Annotated in this window: 24 protein-coding genes; 14 read left to right on the forward strand and 10 right to left on the reverse strand. The window is 64.4% G+C overall.

Features of this window, described 5'->3' with window-relative positions:
- Window positions 1–10: 10 nt before the first annotated feature.
- The 4 genes from AB7008_RS26555 to pncA all read right to left on the reverse strand — a co-directional run bounded on the left by AB7008_RS26555 (window position 11) and on the right by pncA (window position 5,246).
- The gene (locus AB7008_RS26555; protein ID WP_304489843.1) at window positions 11–826 is read right to left on the reverse strand and encodes a sugar phosphate isomerase/epimerase family protein; all 816 of its coding nucleotides are present in this window, start codon (window positions 824–826) and stop codon (window positions 11–13) included.
- Between the two features lie 476 nt (window positions 827–1,302).
- Window positions 1,303–3,336, reverse strand: coding sequence for an NAD(+) synthase (locus AB7008_RS26560; RefSeq protein WP_441259788.1), 2,034 nt, complete (start codon window positions 3,334–3,336; stop codon window positions 1,303–1,305).
- A 151-nt stretch (window positions 3,337–3,487) separates the two neighbouring features.
- Entirely contained in the window at window positions 3,488–4,603 is a 1,116-nt protein-coding gene (locus tag AB7008_RS26565; protein WP_441259789.1) for an alpha/beta fold hydrolase, read from the reverse strand.
- A gap of 16 nt (window positions 4,604–4,619) precedes the next feature.
- Window positions 4,620–5,246, reverse strand: coding sequence for a bifunctional nicotinamidase/pyrazinamidase (gene pncA, locus AB7008_RS26570; protein WP_441259790.1), 627 nt, complete (start codon window positions 5,244–5,246; stop codon window positions 4,620–4,622).
- Window positions 5,247–5,503: 257 nt separating this feature from the next.
- Between pncA and glk the strand changes: the two genes are divergently transcribed.
- The 3 genes from glk (at window position 5,504) to AB7008_RS26585 (ending at window position 7,146) form a co-directional block, all read left to right on the forward strand.
- Window positions 5,504–6,490: a glucokinase gene (gene glk / locus AB7008_RS26575; protein WP_028158779.1), complete on the forward strand. Its 987-nt coding sequence runs from the start codon at window positions 5,504–5,506 to the stop codon at window positions 6,488–6,490.
- A gap of 151 nt (window positions 6,491–6,641) precedes the next feature.
- The gene (locus AB7008_RS26580; protein ID WP_028158778.1) at window positions 6,642–6,845 is read left to right on the forward strand and encodes a hypothetical protein; all 204 of its coding nucleotides are present in this window, start codon (window positions 6,642–6,644) and stop codon (window positions 6,843–6,845) included.
- A 145-nt stretch (window positions 6,846–6,990) separates the two neighbouring features.
- On the forward strand, window positions 6,991–7,146 hold the full coding sequence (locus tag AB7008_RS26585; RefSeq protein WP_166096600.1) for a hypothetical protein: 156 nt from the start codon (window positions 6,991–6,993) through the stop codon (window positions 7,144–7,146).
- Between the two features lie 79 nt (window positions 7,147–7,225).
- Here the strand turns inward: AB7008_RS26585 and AB7008_RS26590 are convergent, their stop codons facing one another.
- Window positions 7,226–7,603: a response regulator gene (locus AB7008_RS26590; RefSeq protein WP_014495213.1), complete on the reverse strand. Its 378-nt coding sequence runs from the start codon at window positions 7,601–7,603 to the stop codon at window positions 7,226–7,228.
- A gap of 111 nt (window positions 7,604–7,714) precedes the next feature.
- Window positions 7,715–8,518, reverse strand: a complete 804-nt coding sequence (locus AB7008_RS26595) for a Spy/CpxP family protein refolding chaperone (RefSeq protein WP_304489846.1) — start codon at window positions 8,516–8,518, stop codon at window positions 7,715–7,717.
- A gap of 482 nt (window positions 8,519–9,000) precedes the next feature.
- Between AB7008_RS26595 and AB7008_RS26600 the strand changes: the two genes are divergently transcribed.
- From AB7008_RS26600 to AB7008_RS26625, 6 genes are all read left to right on the forward strand, one after another.
- Window positions 9,001–10,341, forward strand: coding sequence for an ABC transporter substrate-binding protein (locus tag AB7008_RS26600; RefSeq protein WP_028147846.1), 1,341 nt, complete (start codon window positions 9,001–9,003; stop codon window positions 10,339–10,341).
- A gap of 132 nt (window positions 10,342–10,473) precedes the next feature.
- The gene (locus AB7008_RS26605; protein WP_304489847.1) at window positions 10,474–11,412 is read left to right on the forward strand and encodes a carbohydrate ABC transporter permease; all 939 of its coding nucleotides are present in this window, start codon (window positions 10,474–10,476) and stop codon (window positions 11,410–11,412) included.
- Window positions 11,412–12,323, forward strand: coding sequence for a carbohydrate ABC transporter permease (locus AB7008_RS26610; RefSeq protein WP_028158774.1), 912 nt, complete (start codon window positions 11,412–11,414; stop codon window positions 12,321–12,323). The genes AB7008_RS26605 and AB7008_RS26610 overlap by 1 nt, the downstream gene beginning before the upstream one ends.
- A gap of 20 nt (window positions 12,324–12,343) precedes the next feature.
- Window positions 12,344–13,444: an ABC transporter ATP-binding protein gene (locus AB7008_RS26615; protein ID WP_248877611.1), complete on the forward strand. Its 1,101-nt coding sequence runs from the start codon at window positions 12,344–12,346 to the stop codon at window positions 13,442–13,444.
- Window positions 13,445–13,478: 34 nt separating this feature from the next.
- Window positions 13,479–14,468: a hydroxyacid dehydrogenase gene (locus AB7008_RS26620; protein ID WP_248877613.1), complete on the forward strand. Its 990-nt coding sequence runs from the start codon at window positions 13,479–13,481 to the stop codon at window positions 14,466–14,468.
- Window positions 14,469–14,636: 168 nt separating this feature from the next.
- Entirely contained in the window at window positions 14,637–15,146 is a 510-nt protein-coding gene (locus AB7008_RS26625; protein WP_304489849.1) for a hypothetical protein, read from the forward strand.
- On the opposite strand, the gene AB7008_RS26630 is transcribed toward AB7008_RS26625, so the two are convergent.
- A complete protein-coding gene (locus AB7008_RS26630; protein ID WP_282519578.1) occupies window positions 15,143–15,646 on the reverse strand; it encodes a DUF1993 domain-containing protein in 504 nt (167 codons plus the stop codon). The genes AB7008_RS26625 and AB7008_RS26630 overlap by 4 nt on opposite strands.
- A 113-nt stretch (window positions 15,647–15,759) precedes the next feature.
- Here AB7008_RS26630 and AB7008_RS26635 point away from each other — a divergent pair, with 113 nt between their 5' ends.
- Window positions 15,760–16,542, forward strand: a complete 783-nt coding sequence (locus AB7008_RS26635) for a transporter substrate-binding domain-containing protein (RefSeq protein WP_304489850.1) — start codon at window positions 15,760–15,762, stop codon at window positions 16,540–16,542.
- 274 nt (window positions 16,543–16,816) lie between these two features.
- Window positions 16,817–17,710: a DUF2147 domain-containing protein gene (locus AB7008_RS26640; RefSeq protein ID WP_304489851.1), complete on the forward strand. Its 894-nt coding sequence runs from the start codon at window positions 16,817–16,819 to the stop codon at window positions 17,708–17,710.
- 276 nt (window positions 17,711–17,986) lie between these two features.
- Here the strand turns inward: AB7008_RS26640 and AB7008_RS26645 are convergent, their stop codons facing one another.
- Entirely contained in the window at window positions 17,987–18,391 is a 405-nt protein-coding gene (locus AB7008_RS26645) for a (R)-mandelonitrile lyase (RefSeq protein ID WP_028158766.1), read from the reverse strand.
- An 18-nt stretch (window positions 18,392–18,409) separates the two neighbouring features.
- Complete coding sequence (locus AB7008_RS26650) at window positions 18,410–19,108, reverse strand: ribonuclease activity regulator RraA (protein ID WP_028158765.1); 699 nt, start codon at window positions 19,106–19,108, stop codon at window positions 18,410–18,412.
- 258 nt (window positions 19,109–19,366) lie between these two features.
- Between AB7008_RS26650 and pxpB the strand changes: the two genes are divergently transcribed.
- From pxpB to AB7008_RS26665, 3 genes are read left to right on the forward strand one after another with little or no spacing between them, the layout of a single operon-like run.
- Window positions 19,367–20,098 (forward strand): 5-oxoprolinase subunit PxpB, encoded by a 732-nt coding sequence (gene pxpB, locus AB7008_RS26655; protein ID WP_028158764.1) that lies wholly within the window; start codon window positions 19,367–19,369, stop codon window positions 20,096–20,098.
- Complete coding sequence (locus AB7008_RS26660; RefSeq protein ID WP_441259791.1) at window positions 20,095–21,132, forward strand: biotin-dependent carboxyltransferase family protein; 1,038 nt, start codon at window positions 20,095–20,097, stop codon at window positions 21,130–21,132. Before pxpB ends, AB7008_RS26660 begins: the two co-directional genes overlap by 4 nt.
- A gap of 32 nt (window positions 21,133–21,164) precedes the next feature.
- Window positions 21,165–21,935, forward strand: coding sequence for a LamB/YcsF family protein (locus tag AB7008_RS26665; protein ID WP_304489853.1), 771 nt, complete (start codon window positions 21,165–21,167; stop codon window positions 21,933–21,935).
- On the opposite strand, the gene AB7008_RS26670 is transcribed toward AB7008_RS26665, so the two are convergent.
- Window positions 21,936–22,088 (reverse strand): hypothetical protein, encoded by a 153-nt coding sequence (locus AB7008_RS26670; protein ID WP_014495196.1) that lies wholly within the window; start codon window positions 22,086–22,088, stop codon window positions 21,936–21,938.
- Between the last annotated feature and the right edge of the window lie 66 nt (window positions 22,089–22,154).

Here is a 22,154-nt window from a genome sequence, read left to right on the forward strand (position 1 = left end):
GTGATGCCGGTTATTCAGCGAGACCGAGCGCGGCAAGATGGGCTGCGCCGGCGCGAACGTCGTCGTGATTGCGGAGTTCGAGGATCAGCCGGGGGTTGGACGTCAGCCGGCCCAGCGCGCGGAACACGGCCACCCACGGGATGTTGCCTTCGCCCGGCGCCCAGTGCCGGTCGGCAAAGCCGTCGGTGTCCTGGAGGTGCACATGCGTCAGCATGTCGCCGGCGGTTTCGACGTAGTAATCGACCGGGGGCGCGCCGGTGGAGATGTGGGCGTAGTTGGCGTGGCCGGTGTCGAGGGAGACGCGGACCTTGCTGCTTTCGAGCGCCTTGGCGAGGCGCACGCGGTCGCGCGGATCCTTGTCCTCGATGTTCTCGATGACGACCTCGCAGCCGATCGTCTCGGCGCGCGCGATCACCTCGGCAAGCGTCGTCTTGACGCGTTCGACGAGATTGCCGCGGTTATCAGGATAGAGGTCGAGATTGTTGTGGTCCCAGGTCGTGAACGGCGAATGGATCACCATCTGCGTCGCGCCGAGGAATTCAGCGGCATCGAGACCCTGAAGCAGGCGCTTCGTCACCGCCTTGCGGATCAAGGGATCATGGCTGTCGATCTTGAAGCCCCAGAACGGGCCGTGAATGCCGAGCCGGCCGGTGTGGCCCGAGAGCATCTGCTTGATCTCGCTGGCCGCACTCCGCCAATCGCCGTCGAGCAAATCCGCGCGGAAAAAATCCTGGATTTCGAGATCGCGCTGCCGTTCCAGAAGCCAATCGCGGTGGGCGTGGATCGATTTGATGGATAGTGCGGCGCCCAACACCGGCTTCGACATGGCTTGCTCCTTGACTGTCAGCGATGACGGGAGCAGCGCTAGACCAGTTAAGTGACAGGCCCGTGAAATGCGGGTGCCGCGGCGATGCGCTGATGTGGACATCCCCGCCGACCGCCTGCATCGAATTCAGGCAGCAGTGATCGCAGCAGATGCGGACGAATGCACCAGCGTGCAGCATCAAGCGCGTTCGTGTCCGTAGTGACACGGAATGGAATCCTAACCGTACTTCGCGTACATCGCGCGCATCGATCGGCGGCCTTCCAGGGGCATCACCCTCTGATCGCGCTACATGGGGTTGGGGGACCGCATGGGGCGGGGGGATCAAAGGCTGGGGCAAGGTGACGAGGTCCGGACTCCTAGGCACTCCGGACCTCGGAACTTTTTAGATTGAACGCAATTTCGCGCCGCCGGCTTTATGAGCCGCGCGGCGCGAAATCGTTCTGGAGCTACCCTACCCGATCAGCGGTCTTGCTCAATTACTTCGGAACGTTCCGCTCGAGATCCTCGAGCCATGCCGCCGCGCTTGAATCCGACGGCGCGCGCCAGTCGCCGCGCGGCGACAACGAGCCGCCGGCCGAAACCTTCGGCCCGTTCGGCATCGCCGAGCGCTTGAACTGGCTGAAGGCGAAGAAGCGGCGCAGGAACACTTCCAGCCAGCGCCGGATCTCCGGCAGATCATAGGCCCTGCGCTTATCGGTCGGGAACGCCGGCGGCCATTCGCCCTTGGCGACATCATTCCAGGCGTGCTGCGCCATGAACGCGATCTTGGACGGCCGCATGCCGAACCGCAGCGTATAGAACAGGTTGAAATCCTGCAGCTCGTAGGGCCCGACGGAGGCTTCCGTGCTCTGCGGCTTCTCGCCGGGCTTGACCGGAACCAGCTCGGGCGAGATTTCGGCCGACAGGATCGACGCCAGCGTCCGGTTGACGTCGTCGCTGAACTGCTTTGAGGCGATCACCCAGCGGATCAGATGCTGGATCAGCGTCTTCGGCACCCCGGCGTTGACATTATAGTGCGCCATCTGGTCGCCGACGCCGTAGGTGCACCAGCCGAGCGCGAGCTCCGAGAGATCGCCGGTTCCGATGACGATGCCACCATGATGGTTGGCGAGCCGGAACAAATAGTCCGTGCGCAGGCCCGCCTGCACGTTCTCGAACGTGATGTCGTAGACCTTCTCGCCCTTGCCGAAGGGATGACCGATGTCCTTCAGCATTTGCGTCGCCGTGGGACGGATGTCGAGCTCCTGCCACTCCGTTTGCAACGCCTTCATCAACGCCAGTGCGTTGGTCTTGCTCTCGCTGCCGGTGGCAAAGCCCGGCATCGTGTAGGCCAGGATGTTGCTGCGCGGCAGGCCGAGCAGGTCGACCGCCTTGGCGGCGACGATCAGGGCGTGGGTGGAATCGAGCCCGCCCGAGACGCCGATCACCACGCGCTTGGTTCCGGTCGCGCGCATGCGCTGCACGAGGCCGGCGACCTGGATGTTGTAGGCCTCGTAGCAATCCTGCTCGAGCAGGGCTTCGTCGCTCGGCACGAACGGGAAGCGCTCGATCTTGCGCAGGAAGCCGATGTCGGTGGCCGGCGGCTTCAGGGCGAATGTGATCCTCCGGAAAAAGGCTTCGTGTTGCCGGCGATTATCGTCGAACGTGCCCATAAGTGCGCGTTCCTGCCTGAGCAGATCGAGATCGACGTCGGCCAGCGTGATCTGGCCGTCCTGGCGGAACCGCTCGCCCTCGGCCAGCAGCACGCCGTTCTCATAGATCGAGGTTTGGCCGTCCCAGGCCAGATCCGTGGTCGATTCCCCTGCCCCGGCGGCGGAATAGACGTAGGCCGCAAGACAACGCGCCGACGTCGATTGGCACAGCAGCGCGCGCGAGCGCGCCCGCCCGATCGTGATCGGGCTGCCGGATAGATTGATCAGCACGCTGGCGCCGGCAAGCGCGAGTTCGGAAGCCGGCGTCACCGGAATCCACATGTCCTCGCAGATCTCGACGCCGATGATCAGGCCTGGAACATCCTCGGCCGCGAACAGGAGGTCAACGCCGAACGGTGCGTGCAGCCCGCCAAACGCGATCGTCTCTCCGGCGATGCCGGCGCCGGAGGCGAAATGCCGTCCCTCGTAGAATTCGCGATAGGTCGGCAGATAAGACTTGGGCACGACACCAAGGACGTTGCCGCGATGAATGACGACGGCGCAATTGTAGATGCGATGACCAAAGCGCAGCGGCGCGCCGACGATCAGGCCGGTCATCAGCGCCGAGGACGCGTCGACGATTGAGGCGAGCCCGCGCTCGACCGCATCGAGCAGCGGGTCCTGCTTGACGAGATCCTCGATCGCGTAGCCGGACAGGCACAGCTCCGGAAACACGGCGACCGCCACCGACTGTTCATGGCAAGCGCCTGCCGCAGCCAGGATCGCCTTCGCATTGGCCGCAGGATCGGCCACATGGGAGGTGGTGACGCAGGCCGCCACGCGCGCAAATCCGTGGGCGTAGATCGAGTGGAAGCTCATCGAGCGCGGTACCCTTAATCTTGTCGCGGCCGCAGCCGCCAGTTCCCCATGATATGTAGCCCATCGACCGGGCCCCGTGCAGGCCATCCGCCGTCATGCATAACGGATTTGCGTGTTCGCCGGCCCGGCCGGGCCAAAGCACCTGACAAGATCAGGCGCTGCGGGCCAGCACTCCGGAGCGGTCGTCGCGCAGCCACTCGGCGATCCGGGGCCAGGCATGGGCGTGGGTGCGCGCCCCCATGAACAGGCCGAGATGATTGCTGGGCTCGGAGGCCGCGGCAATGAAGGCCGGCGGGGTGCCGACCAGACCGGCGGTCGCAAGCGCCTGTCTGGCCGGCACGACGTCGTCATCGAGCCCGGCCAGCAGGAAGACCGGCGCCTTGAGGTCCCTCAGATCAACCTCGCGGCCGAGCGCCGTGAAGCTGCCACCGGCAATCCGATTCTCCCGGAAGATCAGGTTGACGATCTCCAGATAATAGGTGCCGGGCAGGTTGAGCGTCTCGGTATTCCAGCGATCGAAACGCGCGAGCAGTGCCGCGCCCTCCTCGTCCGAGAGATCCCTCTGCAACGCCGCCGCAATGTCGTCGCGGCTCGGCGCCTTCGTCCAGAAGCGCAGCATCTCGTCGCCGCTGACATTGCCGCCGCCGCGCGCCACGAGCTGGTCGTAGAGCGCCTCAGGCGCATTGCGAGCGAGCCTGGACAGCGCGGAATCGATCGAGAGATCGACGGGCGCCCCCACCAGCACCAGCCGCCGCACCTTGGCGGGAAAGCGCGCCGCATAAAGCAGCGACAGCCAGCCGCCCTGGCACAGGCCGACGAGATCGACCGGCGCGCCGATTTCGTCGACGGCGACGTTGAGATCGCCGAGATAGCTGTCGATCGAGAGATAGCGCATGTCCGGCGAGGCCGAGCGCCAGTCTGTGAGGTAGACCCGATCGATGCCGCCATTCTGCAGGGACTGCACCACGCTGTGGCCCGGTGCGAAGTCGGCGATCAGGGCCCGATGCAGCGCGTAGGGCGCGCAGACCAGTGCCGGCTGGCCGGATTGCGTCCGCGTGCAATCGCGCAGGCGCATGGTCGCAAGCTCCAAGGAGACCTTGCTCGGTGTCGTCCATGGCAGATTGGTCTCGTCCTGTTCCGCCGGACCGCGCTCCAGCCACCAGAAGCAGGCGTCCATCGCGAGCCGCGCCGCCGCAAACGGCCATAGCACTGGATCATCCGGAGGACGATCCGATCCGCCCAGCGGTTTGCCGCTCTTCTCCACCATGACTATCTCAGGGTCCTCACAGCAAGGCCTCCAGGCTGACGATCGAAATACCGCGCTCGCGAAAACTCCGATGGGTCGCGGCCACAGAGCCGTCGAGATCGATGCCGCGGCATGCGTCCTCGATGACGGCGACCTCGAACCCCGCCTTGCGAGCATCTTCCGCCGAGAAGCGAACACAGAAATCCAGCGCCAGACCGGCAACGAAGACGGTCTTCAGCTCGCGCTCGCGCAAATAGCCGAGCAGGCCCGTCGGCGTCCGGTGGTCGTTCTCGAACAGCGCCGAATAGGAATCGATCCCGCGACGAAATCCTTTGCGCACGACGAGGTTTGCCCTGGTAATTTCGAGCTCCCCATGGAATTCGGCGCCCGCCGTGCCTTGCACGCAGTGCGACGGCCACAGCACCTGGGTGCCGTAGTCGAGCTCAATGGTCTGGAACGGCTCCTTGCCGGCATGGTTCGGTGCGAACGAGACGTGGTCGCCTGGATGCCAGTCCTGGGTCAGCACCACATTGGTGAATTTTGCGGCAATTTGGTTGATCGCCGGGACAACCTTCTCGCCGCCGGGAACGGCGAGCGCTCCGCCGCTGCAAAAGTCGTTCTGCACGTCGATCACCAGCAGCACATCGCGGTCGGAAATCTGCATCGCAAGGTCCCGTTCCAGCCGTCCGGCGCGACGGGCGCCGAACGCTCCGTCCAATGTCGATCTTCCCGCGCGGCTTCGCAACCACCGACACATGCGGCGATATCGCGCCCGTCGCACCTGGGATGCAACGGTTTGGCGTTGTCCGAGTTGACTAGGCTCACCCGAGGACGGATTCTAGAGACGTTCGCAAATTGCGGATCGGATGGAGCGGAGGGAACGGTTCCCGCGAGCCTGCACGGCGCGGCAGCCACAAAGTCATGAGTATCGGCAAGACAGGACAAATTCTTCTCGCCGATATCGGCGGCACCAATGCGCGCTTTGCGCTGAGCGAAAGCGCAGCGGACAGCGGCGACCAGGCCGGGCCCATCGACTATGTGAAGGTTGCTGACTTCCCGACCGTCCGGGAAGCCATCGCCGACGTCCTTGCGCGCCGGTCCGGCGGCAAGCAGCCCAAACGAGCCGTGCTGGCCGTCGCGGGTCCCGTGACCAATAACCGCTGCGTCATGACCAACAGTCCGTGGGTCATCGACGGCAACGAGCTCCAGCCTGCCCTCGGCTTCGAGAGCGTGCATGTGCTCAATGATTTCGAGGTCGTGGCCTGGTCCCTGCCCGCCCTGAAGCCTGCCGATTTGATCCCGCTCGGGGGCCAGGACGGCCTCCCCGGAGAACCGCTGCTGGTGGTTGGGCCTGGAACCGGCTTTGGCGTCTCCTGTCTGGTCGAACGCCACGGCGCCCGGCTAGCGGTCGTCACCGAGGCAGGCCACGCCACTTTGCCGGCGGAAAACGAGCGCGAGGAACGCGTGATCGCGTGCTTGCGCCGACGTTTCGGCCATGTCTCCATCGAGCGCGGCGCGCTTTCGGGCTCCGGTCTGCAAAGCCTCTACGAGGCGCTGGCGGAGGTCGACGGCGCCCAGGTGCCGCACCGCGACGCCGCCGCCATCACCAAGGCCGCCCTGGAGGGCAGTTGCGAGCTCAGCCGCGCGACGCTGGAGATGTTTTGCGCCATCCTCGGCTCGGTCGCGGGCAACCTCGCGGTGACCTTCGGCGCCCGCGGCGGCGTCTATATCGCCGGCGGGATCGTGCCGCGCTTCCCCGAGTTCCTCGCGGCCTCCGCTTTCCGTGCGCGCTTCGAAGCCAAGGGACGCTTCCAGGACTATTTGCGCAATATCCCGACCAGGCTGGTGACGAAACCTGACGCGAGCTTCGTCGGGCTGAAGATGTTCGCCGACCACAATCCGGATTGATGAGCCGCGATCGGCTTCGACGCCGCCCAGTCCGTTAACTATACACAGCTGATTGCAGCCAAGGCGCGGTTCCACGCAGGATCGTGCTTGCCCGACTATGTCCGATGGGAAACAATTCCCTGAGTGTGTGGCGTAGTTGCGGGGGCGTGACATGCGTAGGCAGGACTTGAGTTTCGACTATGACCGCTATCACCGTCTGCTGACCGAGGCGGACGACGATGACAAGCGGCTGGCCCTGATCGAGCTCCTGATCGAGGAAAAGGCGCGCGACCGGCTGGCCGCGCAACGCGCCTCAGATCGCGCCGCCATGACGGCCCATACCATCGCCACCGTGCTGAAGAACGGCCGCAACTGAGACTTGCGGGACCGCTTGCCGCTCGCGCAACCACGCGAGCGATGGCGATTCCGTTAACGATCCCTCGCAAGCTCGCGTCAAACTTTTTGCTCTAAGAGCTTCCCCTACCTGATGCAATTCAGGGTCAACAAAGGGGGGAATGAACATGAGCATGATTTCGCTTGCCGCGATCCCGGTCGCCGTCGAAACCCGTTTTGCCGATTCTTCGTTCAAGATCATCTTGCTGTTCTGCTGCATGGGCCTGGTCGCCTCGTTCGGCGTGATGGCGCGCGGCATCGACCTCAGCGCCGGTCTGATCTGAGACCACGACACATTCTTTAGCCAAATGGCCGCTCCGCACGGGCGGCCATTTTCGTTGGCGATCTCGGTACGGCGCCTTCTCAGTGAGGAGTTTTGGCGACCGCGTCTGGAAACAGCGAATCGATCATCACCTTGAGCTGGTCGAGGGAAATCGGCTTGCGCAGGATCGGCCGCCGCCGGAGCAAGGACGGCAGCAACTCCGGCCCGTAGCCGGTGGCGAACAGAAACGGCTTGCCGCGGCGCTCGATCAGGTCGGCGACGGGATCGACGTAGAGGCCCTTCAGATTGATGTCGAGGATGGCGAAATCGTATTGCGCGGTCATCGCGAAGGCGCTCGCGTCCCGGACATTGTCCGCTTCCGCGACGACATGGTGGCCGAGTTCCTCCACCATGTCGGCGATCATCATTCGGATCAACGCCTCGTCTTCGACCAGGAAAACGGAGAGTCCGTCCGCCATATCAACCCCGCAGTCAGCTTACGAAGCTAACCATACCCGAAATGCGGAGAGGATTCACGAATTCGTGGCGGGCGCCGTTAATTCAGACGCCCGCAATCGGATTCAACTTGATTAATCCAGCCCGCGCTCGTGGCTGAGGCGCACCATCTCCTGGATGAAGACCTCCTTCTGCTTGTCGTCGAGGCTCGAATAAAGCGGCTCGGCGGCATCGGCGACGTTGCGCTGGTCGGCTGCGCGGTCGATCAGGAATTGCGACTCGTTGCGCATCTGCTCGATGATGTCGTCAGGCGGATCCCGCTTGGCGCGGGCGATCCGCAGGTTGAGCCGCTCCGCGCCATTATGCCCCAGATAGTGCATGGCGCTCGAGAAGCCGAACCAGTGCTTTTCCTGATCGGGCGTCAGGTTTAACTCGGTCTTGATCCGCTCGATATAGGAATCGCTGTTGGCGACGATCTGCTCGGCGGTCTGTTGCGGCGCGCCGGGCTGGGTGAGGACGGTGACGTCCTTATTGTCCTTGTTGTCCTTGTTGTCTTGCGGCGCGTTCTTGGCTTCCTTGCTCGCCTTGGCGCCCTTGCCCGCCTTGGCGGTCTCCTTGGCGCTCTTGGCATCCTTGTCCTTGGCGGCTCCCGGCTGCTTGGAATCCTTGCTCGCGTCCTTGGCAGCCGGAGCCGGCTGGTTGTTGTTACTGACGCCGAGCACGCCGGTAAAGACACCGACCACGCCGCCGATCGCACCGCCCAGCACGCCACCCACCGGTCCGGCCGCCTTGTTGCCGGCCGCGGCCCCATCCTGAACGCCCTTGACCAGGCCTTGCGCCTGCGCCACCGCGGCGGCGCCGAGCAGCACCGCGAGCACGGAGCCCAGCGCGAACCATCGCCTCAGGTGAAGCCGCGCAGGCGGCGCCGGGTTGATCATTCTGGTCTCCATCGTCGATCCGATTGTCCTGTCCGGGCGGGGGCCACCCGCCGGTTGCAACTCTATCGTTTTCGCCGCTTCGCGGTCCAGCCGCAGCCAATTGCGGTCCACGCCCGAAAACTGTTTGGCGCGAAGCGGTTATGAAGGCTCATTCGAAACTGCGGCGCAATTGCGCACGAGATGTCCCGCGCTCCTTGCCCCGAAGTGTGCATCGCAAAATGCGCCTCCGAGGTTTACCTCCGGTGCGCCTCGCGAGACGGCGCTGCCGCGTCCCCGGACGCAACGTTAGTTCTAGACGGAGAGCCGTTCGGCTTCCTCGACAGACGGGATCAATCATGATCTGATCGCGCTACCAATTTGCTGCGCTTCGCGCGATTTCACGGCGAGGCGTAGCACCAAGAAACGCGAACAAAAAATCAAAAACAAAACTCGAAATGCCAGAGGAAACGCCAGAACAATAAAACATCAAGCGAGGAAACGAGATGTCACGCAAGAAACTGACGCGACGTCAATTTGTAGCTGCCACTGCAATGTCCTCCGCGGCGCTGATCACGGCGCCCTACGTCCGCGGCGCCTACGCCGCCGGCAAACTCTCGATCGGCTTCTGGGACCACTGGGTCCCTGGCGCCAACGACGCCTCCAGGGCCCTTGTCAACGAGTGGGCCGCGAAGGAGAAGGTCGAGGTTTCCATCGACTACATCACCAGCAACAACAAGAAGATCGAGTTGACCGTTGCAGCCGAAGCGCAGGCGAAGTCCGGTCACGATATTCTTCAGATGTACACTTGGTGGCCGCACGCCTACGCCGAACAGCTCGAGCCGGTCAATGACGTCGTGGAGCCGGCGATCAAGCAGAACGGTGAAGTGAACGGCACCGTGAAATATCTCGGACAGGCGGCCGGCAAATGGCTTGCCGTCCCCGCCACCCCCGGGAGCCAGATCAAGGGGCCCTGCACCCGCATTGATCTGATGAAGAAGTACGCGGGTATCGATGTTCAGGAACTGTACCCCGCAGGCGCACCGCCGAAAGCGGACAGCTGGACCATGGAGACATTCCTCAAGGCCGCCGAAGCTTGTCAGAAAGGCGGCTTCGCCTTCGGCATCGGCCTCGGCGAAACCACCGACAGTGTCGATACGGCGGGTGCGATCTTCCAGTCGTTCGGCGCCGAACTCGTCAACGCCAAAGGCGAGCCCACGGTGAAGACCGATCAGGTCCGTCAGGCGCTCGAATATTACAAGAAGCTGATCGCTTTCCTGCCACCTGACGCACCATCCTGGGATGACGCCTCGAACAACAAATGGCTGATCTCTGGCCGGGGCGCCCTCATCATGAATCCGCCAAGCGCCTGGGCGGTGGCCAAGCGCGACGCACCGCAGGTCGCCGAGCAATGCTGGACGCACGGCTTCCCGGCCGGCCCGAAAGGCCGCTTTGCGCCCTATCTGCCGTACTACTGGGGCCTCTGGAACTTCTCCAAGAACAAGGAAGCTGCCAAGAGCCTGCTCACCCATTTGTCGCAGGCGTCGTCGATCGAGAAGTTCGTCTCTGCCAGCGGCGGCTACGACCTGCCCGCCTATGCGAACATGACGACGTTGAAGACGTGGGCCGAGGTAGAGCCGCCGAAAGGAACGCTCTATCACTATCCCAACCCCCACAATCATCAGACGTTGTCGATTGCGGCCTCTCCTGCACCGCCAAAGATCGCCCAGCAGATCTACGCACAGGCGATCCTGACCAAGATGGCGCTCCGCTTTGCGCAGGGAGAGAAGATGGACACCACGCTCGCCTGGGCCGAGGGCGAGTGCGAAGGCTTCATGCGAACCTGAACCGGAATGTGCAACCGCGGTTCACGCCTCCGGCGTGAGCCGCCAGCACAATCCGCCGTTCGATGTATGATCCGATGAAGCCGACCGAACGGCCGGCTTCGCGAACAGACATTCTGCAGGGAAGGTTTGGTCATGGCCGATGTCGTCGTTCAGCACGGTCGCGCCGCTCGAGCAACGAGCGCACGCAAGGGAGGGAGCCTGCACAATGCGTTGAGGCGAAAATCGACCGTGGCGTTTTTCCTGACGCTGCCGCTGATCCTGCTGATCGCGTTGCTCGTGCTCTACCCTGCCCTTTACTCGGCTCACCTGTCGACGCTGAACAAGTCGATGCAGAAGTTCGTCGGCTTCGGCAATTTCACCTTCCTGTTCAAGCGCGAAACGTTCTGGATGGTGGTGAAGCAATCCTGCATCTTCGCGATTACGGCCGTCGTCTTCAAAGCGCTGATCGGCTTCATCGTCGCGCATTTCGTTCACAACATTCCGGCCAAGGGCCAGCGCAAGTGGCGCGGCATGCTGCTTGTGCCCTGGGTCATTCCGCCGGCGATGAGCACGCTGGCCTGGCTCTGGCTGTTCGACCCCTCCTACAGCGCATTCAACTACACGCTTTCCTTCTTCGGCATCGGTCCCATTCCCTGGCTTGGCGACGCCGCCTGGGCGCGCTTCTCCGTCATTCTCGTCAATGTCTGGTATGGCGCACCGTTCTTCATGATCATGTATCTGGCGGCGCTGAAATCGGTGCCCGATCAGCTCTACGAGGCGGCAGCGATCGACGGCGCCAATTGGTGGCAGCGCATCTGGTACGTGACGCTGCCGATGATGCGCAACATCATCGCGATCACGACGCTGTTCTCGCTGATCGTCACCTTCGCCAATTTCGACATCGTGCGCATCCTGACCTCGGGTGGCCCGCTCGACCAGACCCAGATCTTTGCAACCTACGCATTCCGGGTCGGCATCGAGAGCAGCGATATTCCGCTCGGCGCCAGCGTCTCGCTGTTCATGGTCCCAATCCTCGCCGTCGCGGCCATCTTCATCCTCCGCGACGTCTCCAAACGCGGGAATGAAGCCTGATGAGCACAGTCGCGATCGATAAGGCCGGCCCCCGGCGCAAGGTCAAATACGGCAGCATGAGCCGCGACCGCACCTGGGCGCTGCGTTGGTCCTATTTCTTCCTGGTGCTGTTTGCGATCTTCTCGCTGACGCCGCCGCTCTACATGCTGATCACTTCGCTGAAGACGAGCGCAGAAATCTCTGCGGCCACCAATCCCTGGTGGATTTTCCATCCAACGCTCTCAAACTACGTCGAGTTGCTGACCTCCAACCAATTCCTTCGATTCTTCTGGAATTCGGCCATGGTGTCGATCGTGGTGGTGATCGTGACCATGTTGATCAGCATCCCTGCGGCATTCGCGCTGGCGCGGATGAAGTTCTGGGGCTCGGCGACGCTGGCGACCGGGGTCTTCCTGACCTACCTGGTCCCGGACAGCCTGCTGTTCATCCCGCTCTTCAAGGTGTTCGCGACCGTTCAGGAGTGGACGGGGATCCCCCTGCTCAACCGATGGTACGTGCTGCTGTTCATCTACCCGACCCTGACCGTGCCGTTCTGCACGTGGATCATGATCGGCTACTTCGCCTCGATCCCGAAGGAGCTCGACGAGGCCGCCATCATCGACGGCGCTTCCTGGCTCCAGACCCTGACGCGGATCTTCATTCCCGTCGCGCTTCCGGGACTGATCGCCGCGACCATCTTCGCCTTCACCGTCTCATGGGCCCAGTTCCTTTATCCCCTCGTGTTCACGACGTCGGTGGACCAGTTCGTGCTGCCGGTCGGCATCACCACCACGCTGATCAAGGGCGATGTCTTCAACTGGGGGCAGATCATGACCGGGGCGCTGCTCGGCGCAGCTCCGCCGCTGATCATCTACGCCTTCCTGATGGACTACTATATCGCCGGCCTGACCGCCGGTGCGACGAAGGGTTGATATCGAGGGGTTGAAGTTCAATGGCCGACGTTTCCCTGCGCAAGGTGATCAAGCGTTACGACGATGTCGAAGCCGTGCGCGGCATCGATCTCGATATCTCCGACCACGAGTTCATCGTGCTCGTCGGCCCCTCCGGCTGCGGCAAGTCGACGACGTTGCGCATGATCGCGGGATTGGAGGACATCACCGACGGCGACATCATGATCGGCGGCGACGTCGTCAACGACGTGCCGCCCAAGGACCGCGACATCGCAATGGTGTTCCAGAACTACGCGCTCTACCCGCACATGACGGTCGCCGAGAACATGTCGTTCGGGCTGCGCCTGAAGCACTATCCCAAGGCTGAGATCAAGGCGCGGGTGACGGAAGCCGCCCGCCTCCTCGACATCACCGACCTGATCGACCGCAAGCCGAAGCAGCTCTCCGGCGGTCAGCGCCAGCGCGTCGCGATGGGCCGCGCCATCGTGCGCAATCCGAAAGTGTTCCTGTTCGACGAGCCGCTGTCCAATCTCGACGCCAAGCTGCGCGTGCAGATGCGGATCGAGATCAAGAAGGTGCACCAGAAGGTGCGCACCACCACGGTCTACGTCACTCACGACCAGGTCGAGGCGATGACGCTGGCTGACCGCGTCGTCGTGATGAACAAGGGCCGCATCGAGCAGATCGGCACGCCCAACGAGCTCTACCACAAGCCTGCGACGCGCTTCGTCGCCGGTTTCATCGGCTCGCCCGCGATGAATTTCATCCCGTGCCGGCTGGAGGATGTCGGCGGCGCGCTCCAGATCCGTTTGACCGACCGCATCGCCTTTGCGCTGCCGCCGGCCCGCGCCGCGCGCTACAACGCGTTGCCGCGCACCGACAAGCTGCTGCTCGGCCTCCGGCCCGAGCACCTCACCGAGTCGCATGCGCATCTCGGGCCGGGCGTCGAGACCTTCGACACCGTGCTCGACGTCACCGAGCCGATGGGGATGGAAACCCTGGTCTATTTCGGCCTCGACGGCACGCCGGTCTGCGGCCGCGTCGATCCCAACGCCGGCGCCAAGGACGGGGCACCCATGCGTTTGGCGATGGACCTCAACAATATGCACCTGCTAAACGAAGACACCGGCGTCGTATTGTGACGCAGGTCCAAGAAATGCGAGCAGGCAGGGAGCGATGGCGACCAACAAGAAGAAGATTTTCGTTACACAAACTTTGTCGCAAGGGGCCCGCGCCCTCCTCACCCAGCGAGACGATATCGAGCTCGTCGAATTTGCAAACCTGATCTCGGCGAAGGATTTTGAGGCACTGCTGAAGAGCCATGCCCCGGTCCACGGCGTGGCGCTCGGCGCCACCGCCTTCGGCGAGACCGAGCTCGAGGCGTCCCGCGACATGAAGGTGGTGACGCGGATCGGCGTCGGCTATGACGCCGTCGACGTACCCGCCCTCTCCCGCCGCAAGGTGCCGCTGATGGTCGCGGGCAGCGCCAACTCGCCCTCGGTCGCCGAGCAGGCGCTGTTCATGATGCTGACGCTGGCCAAGCGCGCGCAGGAGATGCATGCCTGCGTCAAGGACGGCAAATGGGCCGACCGGCTCAGCATGCTGCCGTTCGATCTCTACGGCAAGACCGTGCTCGTCATCGGCTTCGGCCGCATCGGCACACGCACCGCCAAGCGCTGCCTGGCGATGGAAATGAAGGTGCAAGTCTACGATCCCTACAAGCCTGCCGCCGAGATCAAGGCCGCCGGCTGCGAGCCCGTCGCCGATCTCGACTCAGCGCTGCCCAACGCCGACTTCGTCACCATCCACTGCCCGAAGACGCCGGAGACCGTCGGCCTGTTCGATGCGGCGCGGATCGGCCGGATGAAGCCGAAATCCTATCTCATCAACACCGCGCGCGGCGGCATCGTGAAGGAGGCCGCGCTGTACGACGCCCTGATCTCCGGCAGGATTGCCGGTGCCGGGATCGACGTGTTCGAGCTGGAGCCGCCGCCGGTCAGCAACGCGCTGTTCGCGCTTCCCAACGTCATCATGGCCCCGCACGTCGCCGGCGTCACCGTCGAGGCGGTGAGCCGCATGAGCGAGCAGACCGCTCGCAACATCCTGAGTGTGCTGGATGGCGATCCCATCCGGCAGAACATCATCAACCAGGACGTGCTCGGCTGAGCCGTCCTCCAGGCGGGCGGTTATCCGCCCGCCTCCGGAACGCCAGAATGCGTCCCATTTTGGTGCAGATCGAGCCCCAACTCAGCCTTAATCAAACCCGCGTAATAAGTCCGGCCGCGGCGGCAGTGGGACAGACTTGCCGGCCGCGTCGAGCTGGAGGATGGACCCTTGTCAGAGATCGACCCGACCGACCACGCGCTGGCCACCATCGCCAGCATTTTGGAGCACCCCGAGCCCGTCCTCGCCGTCCGCGAGACCGAGACCGAAATGGTGGTCGCCGGTGAGCAGGTCGTCGCCGACGAGCACCCTCTCACCGACGAGCATCCTGTCGCCGACGAGCATGCGGTGGTCGACGAGCACGAGCATCCCGTGGTCGAGGAGCAGCCGCTGGTGCCGGAGCACACCGATGCCGACGGCTACAGCAAGGTCGGTCCGGGGCCGATGGTGGCGATCCGCCTGAAATGGACGGTCCATCGCGGCGATGGCGACCAGTTCTACGTCCACGAGACCATCGGCGAGCAGTCCGCGCCCGTGATCAGCGGCCCGATGACGAGCGAAGCCGCGGTGCACTTCGTCGACGCGCACGAGGATGAGGCACATCGGCGCTTCGAGGAGCTGCGCAGCGAGATCGCCGGCCGCAGCTCGCTCGCCGATTACGAGCGCAAGGGCGAAGCCTAGCGCTCGCGGGGGCCGAGAAAATCTCGCTTCACGAGCTCGACGCCGGCATGCCGGAGCAGGTCGTAGGACGTCGTGACGTGAAAGAAGAATTGCGGGACGCTGAACGTCAGCAGCAGCGTCCGCCCGGTGAAGGGCAGCTCGGTCCCGTTTTTCAGCCTGAAGAAGACATTCCGTTCCGCCGCGCTGTCGATCTCGGCGCGCGACAGGCTTTCGATGAACTCGATTGACGTCGCAATGCGCGCCTGAAGCCCGGCGATGTCGTGCTCCAGCGCCGGCAGCGCCACCGGCTCTTGCTCGGCCAGCAAGGCCGGCGCGACCGTGGCATGGCGGCACGCCTCCCCTATCTGCTGCGCCAGATCGTACATGTTCGGCGCCATGCGCATGCCGAGCAGGACGGCCGGATTGAACTTCCGGCTTTCGGCATAGGCGACGCCCTTGTCCAGCAATGCCGACAGGTTGCGCAGATACGGCACGAAGACGCCGACCGAGGCGTCATACATCGAGATCGTCACCCTGAATTCCCTTCAATTCCGCCTCGCCAGTGACGGGCATCTGGTCTAAATCCAAGTTTCAAGAGCTGCACAATGACAGCTCAGGCTTGGGTGGAAAAGAGATGATCGTTCGAATCGTGGCGGCTTTGGCCGCGGTCCTGCTGGCGAACTTTTCGGCATATGCGCAGCAGCCGGCGCCATCGCGCCTCGACGAGATCGTCAAGCGCGGCACTTTGCGCGTCGGCATGACCGGCGACTACAAGCCTTTCACCTACCTGGACAAGGCGACGCAGCAGTTCAGCGGCTTCGACGTCGACATGGCGGAGGCGCTCGGCAAGGCGCTCGGCGTCAAGGTCGAATTCGTGCCGACGGCCTGGCCGAAGCTCATGAAGGACTTCGAGGCCGACCAGTTCGACATCGCCATGGGCGGCGTCTCCGTTACGCTCGACCGGCAGAAGAAGGGCTTCTTCTCGATGCCGATCATGCGCGAAGGCAAGACGCCGATCGCGCGCTGCGCCGACGTCGGCAAGTACCAGACCATCTCCGATATCGACAAGAAGGGCACCCGCGTCATCGTCAATCCGGGCGGCACCAACGAGCGGTTCGCGCGCGCCAACATCAAGGATGCCGAGATCAGCGTCTTCTCCGACAACACCGTGATCTTCGACGAGATTGCCAAGGGCAACGCCGATTTGATGATGACGGACGCTTCCGAGACCCGCTACCAGCAGAAGCAGCATTCCGGCGTGCTCTGCGCGGTGCATCCCGAAAAACCGTTCGACTTCTCGGAGAAGGCCTACTGGCTCCAGCGCGACATGGCGCTGAAGGCTTTCGTCGACCAGTGGCTGCACATCTCGATGGAGGACGGCAGCTACAGGAAGATCTACGCCGCCTGGTTCGACTAGAGCGTTTTCGGGCGTAGTGGGTAGCGGTTCGCGTAAGGAAGAAAGAATCTAGAGAATCTAGAGAATCTAGAGCCTCGTTACGGTCCCATCGGAACGGCGCTCCCGGCCGCATCCTCCTGTCGCTTGTCTCGGCCAAATTGAGGACGGGTTCCGGGCTTATTGAACCCGGCACCGCCGGACCACGACTCATACGGTGACAGTGATCTAGATCACTTTTTGCGATCGAACCGGCGCGTAAGCGTTGGTACGGGGACCAGCTGTTCAGGAGACGGAAATGAGGAAGCTGTTGGCCACGGCCGCATTCCTTTTGGCGAGCACCGCTGCGCAAGCGCAGTACACTTTCGAATATGGCGGGCGCACCATCCGCATCGATCCGGACCGCGGCACGGTGCAGATCCCCGGCGTCTACGACAACACCGGCCAGGGCAAGGCGAAGAAAGCCAAGAAGAACGAGACGAACCCGGGCCAGCAGGCGCCGCAACAGGCCAAGGTTGATCCGCAACCGCAGGCCGCTCCGGCACCAGCTCCCGCCCCTGTCGCGCCGCCGCCCGCAACCGAACAGGCGCCGGCCGCTGCAGCGCCGCCGCCGGTTCCGCCCCCGCCCGCTCCGCCGCCGTCCGCAACCGCCAGCAACGCGCCGGCCGAAACTGCTGTCTTGCCGCCACCCGCACCGCCTCCGGCGACCGCTCCGGTCGAGCAGCAGGCAGCGCCTGCCGTGGCACCGCCGCCGGCCCCGACTGTGGCTGCTGCCCCCCCGGCGCCGCCTCCAGCCCCCGCCCCGGTGCCGGCCCCCGCACCCGTTCAGGCGGCTGCCGTCGCGCCGCCGGCTCCCGCAGCCGCGGCTGCGCGCGATCTCAATTCACCGCTCGGCATCTGGCTCACTGAGGAAAAGGAAGGCAAGGTCCGCATCGAGCAATGCGGCAGCAATCTCTGCGGCTATTCGGTCGACAGCAAATCGAACCAGAACGGCGAACAGGTCCTCATCAACATGAAACCCGCCAAGGACCAGAACAAGGATCAGAAATGGTCCGGCCGCATCCTCGATCCCAACACCGGCTCGACCTACGATTCCACGATCGCGATGAAGGGCACCGACCGCCTGCGCGTGCAGGGCTGCGCCTTCGGCGGCATGTTCTGCGGCGGCCAGACCTGGACGCGTGTGAACTGAGTCCGGCTTCGACGTTCGAACCGAGACAAGGGGCCCGCGATCCGGGCCCCTTTGCTTTTGTCCGCGATCTCCTTGCGGAGTGCGCCACCTCACAGAGCCTCTTGCGCACGTGACAGCCCTCACATCACGGGTTCCGCGCTCCTGCCACGATCCCCCATGGCCAACCAACGGGGCGTGTCATGAACGGATTTCGCAAAGGTCTCTTCGCGGAAACTTCTGGGCCCCGGATCAGCAACGCAGCGCTTACGCGCTGCATTGCATCCGAGGCACGGGAGATTAGCCGAGCGCCGCGCTGTACTCCGCGTCGGTCACCGGCTCCAGCCAGGTCGAATAGACGCCGTCGAGCGCTTCCTGCATGGCGATGTGGCACATGCTGTTGTTGGGCGATGCGCCGTGCCAGTGCAGTTCACCCGGCGGAATCCAGACGGTGTCACCGGGACGGATCTCCTTGACAGGGCCCCCCTTGGTCTGGACGCGGCCGACGCCCGAAATCACGTAGAGCGTCTGCCCAAGCGGATGGTGGTGCCAGTTGGTACGCGCGCCCGGCTCAAAGGTGACGCGCGAGCAGTTCAGCCGCGCCGGCGCCGGAGCCATGATGACGGGGTCCTGCAACACGGTGCCCGTAAAATTTTCCTTGGGCGCGCGGCGGGTCGGCCGCGTGCCTGCGACGGTGATTTCCATGGGATACCTCGTTTCCTGTTACTTCTTGCTGGCGGCGTAGCGCGCCTTGGTTTCGGCGTTCATGGGATAGAGGCCCGGCAGCACCGCGCCGTTGTTCACCTCGTTGACGATCCAGGCTTCCATCCGCTCCTGCTCGACGCCCTCATTGAGCACGTGATCGAGCATCGCCTGCGGGATCAGCACGCAGCCGTCCTGGTCGGCGACCACGACGTCGTTCGGGAACACCGCAACGCCGCCGCAGCCGATCGGCTCGCCCCAGCCGACGAAGGTGAGGCCCGCAACCGACGGCGGCGCGGCATAGCCGTCGCACCAGACCGGAAGGTTGGTCCCGAGCACGCCCTCGACGTCACGCACCACGCCGTCGGTGACGAGCGCAGTGACGCCACGCTTCATCATGCGGGCGCAGAGGATGTCGCCGAAGATGCCGGCATCGGTGATGCCCATGGCGTCGACCACGGCAATGCAGCCGTCCGGCATCGCCTCGATCGCGGTGCGGGTCGAGATCGGCGACGACCAGGATTCCGGCGTCGCCAGATCCTCGCGCGCCGGCACGAAGCGCAGCGTGAAGGCAGGCCCGACCAGCCGCGGCAGGCCCGGGCGCAGCGGACGCGCGCCGCGCATCCAGACGTTGCGCAGGCCCTTCTTCAGCAGGACCGTGGTGATGGTGGCAGTGGTGATGCCGGCGAGGGTCTTGCGGGCTTCGGGGGACAGCGACATGGACGAGAACGAGCTCCGGATGGGCGGGAAAGAACGCGCGCATCTTGCGAGCCGCAGCCCTTGCGTCAAGGGCCAAAGAGCCAGCAAGAACGCAGGGCCGCAGGGCTGTTATGCGACGCGATAACAACGCTTTATCGTTTCCCCTTGCATTAATTTATTGGACTTGCGGGCGCATTTACGCGAAGCAGGGAAAAGCGGAACTCAAGGCTGAGCCCGCATTTCCTGAGAAGCCCGATTTCGACAGCCCTTCGACAGCTCATGGCCGCGACGCTTCCCCCGCCCCGCCTTCTGCCCAGTGGCGACAGCGCCGTCACGGTCGAGTTCAGCCGCACCATCGATGACGCCGCCAACGAGCGCGTGCTCGCGCTCGACAAGGCGCTCGCAGCAAGCCCCATCGACGGCATCACCGAGACCGTGCCGACCTATCGCTCGCTGCTGGTGCATTACGATCCCGGCAAGATCGGCTTCGACGCGCTCGGCGAGAAGCTGCTTGCGCTCGCCAGCCAGCCGCTGCCGCCGGCCACGAAGGCGCGGCGCTGGCGCATTCCCGTCGCCTATGGCGGCGAACACGGCATCGACCTCGAGGATGTCGCCAAGGCGCTGAACACCACGCCCGACGACATCGTCGCCCGTCACGTCGCCGGCGACTACCGCGTTGCCATGATCGGTTTCACCCCGGGCTGGTCCTATCTCAGCGGCCTCGACAAATCGCTGCACATGTCGCGGCGGCAGAGCCCGCGGCTGTTCACGCCCGCCGGCACGATCTCGATCGGGGGCATCCAGGCCGGGATCCAGTGCCTGGCGGCCCCGAGCGGCTGGCATCTGCTCGGCCGCACGCCTGTCAGAACCTATCAACTCCACCGGAATCCCACCTTTCTCACCGAACCCGGTGATCGCGTGACGTTTTTCGCCATCGACCACAAGACTTTCGAGGAACAGGATCGCGCCGCCGAGGCCGGCGAGATCATCGCCGAACAGGTGATCGCATGAGCCGGCTCGTGATCGCCAGCATTGGACCCGCAAGCTCCGTCCAGGACGGCGGCCGCCACGGCGCGCAGCGCTACGGCCTGACGGTCAGCGGGGCGATGGACCGTCTGTCGCTGGCGGCGGCGAACACGCTGGTCGGCAACGAGCCGTTCGCGGCCGTGGTCGAGATCGGCCCCTTCGGCGCCACGTTCACCGCCAAAGACGGCGCCGTGCGCGTCGCGATATCAGGCGCGCCGCGCAATGCAGACGTCGCCGGTAAGCCGGTGGCAATGGACACGTCGGTGACGCTCAAGGACGGCGAGACGCTGACGCTGGGCTTTGCCCGCGGCGGCGCGTTCACTTATCTGGCGATCGAAGGCGGGATCAAGGGCGAGCCGGTGTTCGGCAGCCTTGCGGTGAACGCCCGCGCGGGCCTCGGCAGCCCCTATCCGCGCCCGCTCCAGGCCGGCGATGAATTTACAGTCGACGCCGCAAGCGGCGCGCCTGAGCTGCGCATCGAGCTACCGAAGCCTGCAACAGGCCCGATCCGCGTGCTGCTCGGACCGCAGGACGATGAGTTCGACGATGCCAACAAGGCGCTGTTCCTCGATAGCGAGTGGAAGATCTCGGCGACCTCCGACCGCATGGGCTACCGGCTCGAGGGCCCCGCGATCAAGCATCTGCATGGCCACAACATCGTCTCCGACGGTACCGTCAACGGCAGCATCCAGGTGCCCGGCAACGGCTCGCCGATCGCGCTGATGATGGATCGCGGCACGTCCGGCGGCTATCCGAAGATCGCAACCGTGATCACGGCCGATGTCGGCCGCCTCGCGCAGACCTCGGCGGGAACCGCGTTCCGCTTCCTCGAGGTCACCATGGCCGAGGCGCAGGAGGAGGCGCGCAAGTTCGCGCAACTCATCCGCAACCTGCCCGATCGCCTGCGCTCGTCCGACACCGTCGAGCTGAACATCGAGGCGCTCAGCGATGCTAATGTCGCGGGCTATGCGGTGAGCGCAATGGATGCCGGGACCTGGCAGGTCACGGCGGAGCCGTAAGCGACAAGACGACCAGAGGCGGAGAGCACCCCATGAAGACGATCGATCTCAATTGCGACCTCGGCGAAGGTTTTGGCGCGTGGGAGATGGGCAACGACGCCGCGATGATCGACCTTGCCAGCTCGGTCAACGTCGCCTGCGGCTTCCATGCCGGCGACCCCGACATCATGCGCCGGACGGTGGAGCTTGCGAAGGCGCGCGGCGTCTCGGTCGGCGCCCATCCGGGCTACCGCGACCTGCACGGTTTCGGCCGGCATCCGATCGCGGGCCTGAAGGCCTCCGAGATCGAGAACCTCGTCGCCTACCAGATCGGCGCCTTGCAGGCGATCGCGACCGCGGCCGGCCACAAGGTCACGCATGTGAAGGCGCATGGCGCGCTCTCCAACGTCGCCTGCGAGGACGACATGACGGCCAAGGCGATCGCCGCCGGCATCAAGGCCGTCGACCCGAGCCTGATCTTCGTCGTGCTCGCCAATTCGAAGCTGGTGAAGGCCGGCGAAGACGCCAATCTGCCGATGGTGCACGAGGTGTTCGCCGACCGCGCCTATGAGGACGATGGCAATCTCGTCTCGCGCAAGAAGCCCGGCGCGGTGCTGCACGATGCCAAGGCGATCGCCGATCGCGTGGTGCGCATGGTGCAGGATGGCGCGGTGGTCTCGGTGACAGGCAAGGTGATCAAGATGCGCACGGACACGGTGTGCATTCACGGTGACACGCACGGCGCCGTCGAGATCGCGCGCACGCTGCGTCAGGCGTTGAAGGATGCGGGGATCGAAGTCGCGCCGTTCAAGCGCGGGGCGTGATCAGAACGGGTGCACCGAGAGCGTGCCGAACACGATGGCCGCGATGACCGCGAAGGCGCTGTAGAGCCCAACGTGATGCATGCTCGCCCCGGTCCGACGCGAGAGCGAGCGCGCGTAGAAGTGCAGCCTGGCTTCCGCCGATAGTTCGCGCATGGTCGATCTCCAACGCCCCATTTGCGGGAGTATGAAGGATCAACCCTGGCGGGAGGCAAGATGGCG

This window comes from Bradyrhizobium sp. 521_C7_N1_3 (assembly GCF_052075975.1).
In the GTDB taxonomy this organism is placed as follows: Bacteria; Pseudomonadota; Alphaproteobacteria; order Rhizobiales; family Xanthobacteraceae; genus Bradyrhizobium; species Bradyrhizobium japonicum.

Bases quoted from the DNA above. Each gene is read 5' to 3' on its own strand.
- AB7008_RS26660 (WP_441259791.1), top strand. From the start codon at position 20,095: ATGAGCCGGCTCGTGATCGCCAGCATTGGACCCGCAAGCTCCGTCCAG.
- AB7008_RS26555 (WP_304489843.1), bottom strand. From the start codon at position 826: ATGTCGAAGCCGGTGTTGGGCGCCGCACTATCCATCAAATCGATCCAC.
- AB7008_RS26585 (WP_166096600.1), top strand. From the start codon at position 6,991: ATGAGCATGATTTCGCTTGCCGCGATCCCGGTCGCCGTCGAAACCCGT.
- pncA (WP_441259790.1), bottom strand. From the start codon at position 5,246: ATGCAGATTTCCGACCGCGATGTGCTGCTGGTGATCGACGTGCAGAAC.
- AB7008_RS26665 (WP_304489853.1), top strand. From the start codon at position 21,165: ATGAAGACGATCGATCTCAATTGCGACCTCGGCGAAGGTTTTGGCGCG.
- pxpB (WP_028158764.1), top strand. From the start codon at position 19,367: ATGGCCGCGACGCTTCCCCCGCCCCGCCTTCTGCCCAGTGGCGACAGC.
- AB7008_RS26605 (WP_304489847.1), top strand. From the start codon at position 10,474: ATGGCCGATGTCGTCGTTCAGCACGGTCGCGCCGCTCGAGCAACGAGC.
- AB7008_RS26620 (WP_248877613.1), top strand. From the start codon at position 13,479: ATGGCGACCAACAAGAAGAAGATTTTCGTTACACAAACTTTGTCGCAA.
- AB7008_RS26615 (WP_248877611.1), top strand. From the start codon at position 12,344: ATGGCCGACGTTTCCCTGCGCAAGGTGATCAAGCGTTACGACGATGTC.
- AB7008_RS26630 (WP_282519578.1), bottom strand. From the start codon at position 15,646: ATGTATGACGCCTCGGTCGGCGTCTTCGTGCCGTATCTGCGCAACCTG.
- AB7008_RS26610 (WP_028158774.1), top strand. From the start codon at position 11,412: ATGAGCACAGTCGCGATCGATAAGGCCGGCCCCCGGCGCAAGGTCAAA.
- AB7008_RS26600 (WP_028147846.1), top strand. From the start codon at position 9,001: ATGTCACGCAAGAAACTGACGCGACGTCAATTTGTAGCTGCCACTGCA.
- AB7008_RS26580 (WP_028158778.1), top strand. From the start codon at position 6,642: ATGCGTAGGCAGGACTTGAGTTTCGACTATGACCGCTATCACCGTCTG.
- AB7008_RS26595 (WP_304489846.1), bottom strand. From the start codon at position 8,518: ATGATCAACCCGGCGCCGCCTGCGCGGCTTCACCTGAGGCGATGGTTC.
- AB7008_RS26635 (WP_304489850.1), top strand. From the start codon at position 15,760: ATGATCGTTCGAATCGTGGCGGCTTTGGCCGCGGTCCTGCTGGCGAAC.
- AB7008_RS26670 (WP_014495196.1), bottom strand. From the start codon at position 22,088: ATGCGCGAACTATCGGCGGAAGCCAGGCTGCACTTCTACGCGCGCTCG.
- AB7008_RS26560 (WP_441259788.1), bottom strand. From the start codon at position 3,336: ATGAGCTTCCACTCGATCTACGCCCACGGATTTGCGCGCGTGGCGGCC.
- AB7008_RS26650 (WP_028158765.1), bottom strand. From the start codon at position 19,108: ATGTCGCTGTCCCCCGAAGCCCGCAAGACCCTCGCCGGCATCACCACT.
- AB7008_RS26590 (WP_014495213.1), bottom strand. From the start codon at position 7,603: ATGGCGGACGGACTCTCCGTTTTCCTGGTCGAAGACGAGGCGTTGATC.
- AB7008_RS26640 (WP_304489851.1), top strand. From the start codon at position 16,817: ATGAGGAAGCTGTTGGCCACGGCCGCATTCCTTTTGGCGAGCACCGCT.
- AB7008_RS26645 (WP_028158766.1), bottom strand. From the start codon at position 18,391: ATGGAAATCACCGTCGCAGGCACGCGGCCGACCCGCCGCGCGCCCAAG.
- AB7008_RS26565 (WP_441259789.1), bottom strand. From the start codon at position 4,603: ATGGTGGAGAAGAGCGGCAAACCGCTGGGCGGATCGGATCGTCCTCCG.
- glk (WP_028158779.1), top strand. From the start codon at position 5,504: ATGAGTATCGGCAAGACAGGACAAATTCTTCTCGCCGATATCGGCGGC.